This is a genomic window from Reyranella massiliensis 521, assembly GCF_000312425.1.
GTDB lineage: Bacteria > Pseudomonadota > Alphaproteobacteria > Reyranellales > Reyranellaceae > Reyranella > Reyranella massiliensis.
Genome location: NZ_HE997181.1, coordinates 2,597,379 through 2,600,602, shown reverse-complemented (window position 1 = coordinate 2,600,602; position 3,224 = coordinate 2,597,379). Strand labels below are relative to the sequence as shown.

Below are 3,224 nucleotides of genomic sequence, written 5' to 3'. Positions count from 1 at the left end.
CGGCTTCCGGCGGCTTGCAGTCGGCGAGGCGCCGCTTGATCTCGGCCTCGGCCAGCGACAGCTCGACCTTCAGCGCGCGCTGGCGCGACTGTTCGGCGGAGAGCGACGCCTTGAGCACGGGCAGGCGATCCTCCGCGACCTGTTGCGGCGTCGGCACCTCGGCGGCCTCGCGCGTGGCGATGTCGAGCGCGGGCTCGGCCGGCAGGCAGCCGCGCAACAGCCACGCGCCGCCGATCAGCAGCAGCATCAACGGCAACGCGGCGGCCAGCGTGCGCAGCCACGGGACGCCGGTGCTGGCGGGAGGGGCGGCGCGCGCAACTGAAGTCCGGCGGACCGCCACCGTGCGATCGTCGTCGCCGGCCGCGCCCAGCTCGGGCTGCAGCACCGAGCGCCGGCCTTGAGGCCCGACGGGTGATCCCCCTGGCGGCTTCTCGGGGACGGGCACATGCGCGCCGCCAACAGGCGACGCCCCGGGCGAAGCGCCAGGCGGCGGCAACGTCGGGGCGCTGTCCTTCTCGTAGCCCCAGGCGACGATCACCGGCCGGTCGCCGACCAGGAAGATGTAGGCGGGCGAGGGCGCGCGGGCGGCGAGCTTGAGCGAGAGGCCGACGACGCCGGTCTCCTCCTTCGGCCCGTGGCCCGCGAGCACATCGCCGAGGCGGCGGATCTCCGCCAGCGTCGCCTCGACGCTCGCCATGGTGGACTGGCGCTCGGCGGGCGGCAGCGAATCGAAGGGGCGGACGGGGCCGGACCAGCCGGCGCGCCAGTCGATGGTCTTGCCGTCGGCATGGATCTGCGGCTCGGCCAGCAGATCGGCCGCCGCGTCGCCCAGCCGGCGGCGCAGCACGCGGCGGAGCTGCGGCGCCGCATTGTGCAGCGGCTCGCCGCGCACGCCGAGCGGCCGCACGCCGCTGCGGGTCGTCACGATCAGCGTGGGGGAGTCGCCGGACATGGGAGCCCGAAATTAGCCCAGCGATTATGGCGGCGCGATGGTGTTGGTGGGGGTGAGTCGGGGCTGCGGAACGGCGTATCGAGGGAGATGCACAGAGCGCCGACGGCCTCGTTCTGAGGAGCGAGTGCAGGCTGGAGGTTGCGCCGCGCGGCGCAAGCGTCTCGAAGGATGGAAACGAGTACGCCGGACGAAAGCAGATTCTCACGAAGCGCGCGGATCGCAACTAGCGATCATGTCGATGAGGCATGTCGATGAGGCAAGTCGATGAGGCAGGGCGAGTGTGCGCGCCGCCAACGTCGAGTCTCTAACCCCGCGGCGTCTTCCCGTTGCCCGGCTTTCCATTCGACGGCTTGCCGTTCGATGGCCTCCCGTTCGATGGGTTTCCATTCGATGGCTTTCCATTCGACGGAGGCGGCGCGGATGCCGCCTGCTGCTGGGCCTGCTGCTGGGCCTGTTGCTGGGGCTGCTGTTGCGCCTGCTGTTGCGACTGTTCCTGTTTGTGCTTGGCGACCGGATCGGGGATCTGGCGTTCGAGGTCCTCGGCTTCCCTTTCGAGGGTCTTGGCATAGTCGAGGAGCTGCGCGCGGTCATCGTCCTGAATGACCGACTGGGCCAGCCGCCGGGCGCGCGCGGCCGCTTCGCGCCGTGTCCGGGCCTTTGCCGCGGCCTCCGCCGGACGATGCCCCGTTTCGCGCCCCTTCTCACGCATGAGAAACTACACCTTTATTGTCGGTACATGGGTCCAACGTCGCGGACTCCACGAACGTTCCGTCGTATTATTGTGACTACGGCGGAGCCTGCGGCGCGGTTCACGCGGTTCCGGCAGTTTAGGTAGAAAAAGAGAGCGGAACGATTGTCGCACGGGCTCCGTTTATTCCTCCCAATGGCAATACGCCGAAAGAGGAAGGAGAAATCTGTTGCGAAGAACGAAGGTCTTCGTTGTCGACGACGAAGTGATCATCCTGATGTCGCTGCGCAGCATGCTCGAGGAGCTGGGCTGCGAAGTGTCCGGCACGGCGACATCGCTCGACGAAGGCGTGCGCCTGGCCGAGACGGTCGAGGCCGACATGGCGATCGTCGATCTGTCTCTGGCGGGCCGCAGGGCGCTGCCGATCATCGAGGTGCTGGCGCGCCGCAACATCCCCGTCGTCGCGTCGAGCGGCTACGATCTCGACGGCATGGACGGCGTCGAGGTGCACGGCAAGCTGCAGAAGCCCTATTCGCTCACTCAACTGGAAGCCGTGGTGAAGCAGGCCCTCGGCGGCCCCGCCGCTAATCCGCCAGGTCCCGGATCTGCTGTAGGATCTTCTGGAACTGAGGCGTGACGGCCTGCTCCTGGTAGAGCGGGGCGGTCGCCTCGACGAACGAGCCACGGTCGATGTCGGTGACGATCTCGACGCCGGCCGGCGCCGCCTCCCGGGGCGCGTGCAGCTCGTTCGAGATGCCGCGCAGGTACATTTCGGAATCGCGGGCGGACTCGCGCAGCGCAGCCTGTTCGTCCGCCGGCAGCATCTCCCAGGTGCGCTGCGAGAAGATCACGATTCCCGGCGTCATCATGTGTTCGGTGACGCTGAAGTAGCGGGCGACTTCATTGTGCCGCGACGTCAGGAACGACTGCCAGTTGCTCTCCGCCAGGTCGACCGTGCGCTCCTTCAGGGCGGCGTAGACCTGCTCGTAGGGGACGGCGACCGGCGTGGCGCCGAGGGCGCGCACCATGCGCACCCACGGACCGGCCCGCGGTACGCGCACCGACAGGCCCTTGAGGTCGGAAGCGGCTCGCACCGGCTTGACGCCGTAGAAGCAGCGCGGGCCCAGTTCGTAGAAGCAGAGCCCGACCAGGGCGCGGGCCTCGAGCTGCGCCATCAGGAGCGCGCCGACCTTGCCGTCGAACACGCGCTGCCGATGTTCAGCCGACGTGAAGAGGTAGGGCAGCGCCAGCAGGTTCGCCATCGGCACCAGCGACGCCAGCGACGCGACGTCGACGCGCGCCATGTCCAGCGAGCCGTTGCGCACCCGGCCGATCAGGTAGCTCTCGGTGTGCGCGCGCTGGCCGTACAGCCGCGTGATCCGGTGGCGGCCGTCGGTGCGGATCGCCATCTGCTCGGAGAGCTGCCCCATGGCGGTGACGGTGGGATGTTCCGACGGATAGATGTCGGCGGCGGAGAATTCGCGGGCGCCGGCATGGGCCGGCCAGAGCGCCGGCGCGCCCCCGGCCAGCGCCATGACGAGGCCCGACAGCACCGACCGCCGCGACGGCAGCGGCCGGACCGCG

General features: G+C 69.5%; 3 protein-coding genes and 1 pseudogene. 1 reads left to right on the top strand and 3 read right to left on the bottom strand.

Going from position 1 to position 3,224, the window contains the following annotated elements:
• Positions 1 to 952, bottom strand: a pseudogene (locus BN60_RS30850) (hypothetical protein); the annotation flags it as partial.
• 304 nt (positions 953 to 1,256) lie between these two features.
• Positions 1,257 to 1,661, bottom strand: coding sequence for a hypothetical protein (locus BN60_RS30845; protein ID WP_020696452.1), 405 nt, complete (start codon positions 1,659 to 1,661; stop codon positions 1,257 to 1,259).
• Positions 1,662 to 1,869: 208 nt separating this feature from the next.
• On the opposite strand from BN60_RS30845, the gene BN60_RS12790 reads away from it, so the two are divergent.
• Positions 1,870 to 2,277: a response regulator gene (locus BN60_RS12790; RefSeq protein WP_020696451.1), complete on the top strand. Its 408-nt coding sequence runs from the start codon at positions 1,870 to 1,872 to the stop codon at positions 2,275 to 2,277.
• On the opposite strand, the gene dctP is transcribed toward BN60_RS12790, so the two are convergent.
• A partial coding sequence (gene dctP / locus BN60_RS12785) for a TRAP transporter substrate-binding protein DctP (RefSeq protein ID WP_177324807.1) occupies positions 2,225 to 3,224 on the bottom strand: 1,000 nt, incomplete at its 5' end. The two genes, BN60_RS12790 and dctP, sit on opposite strands and share 53 nt — an antisense overlap.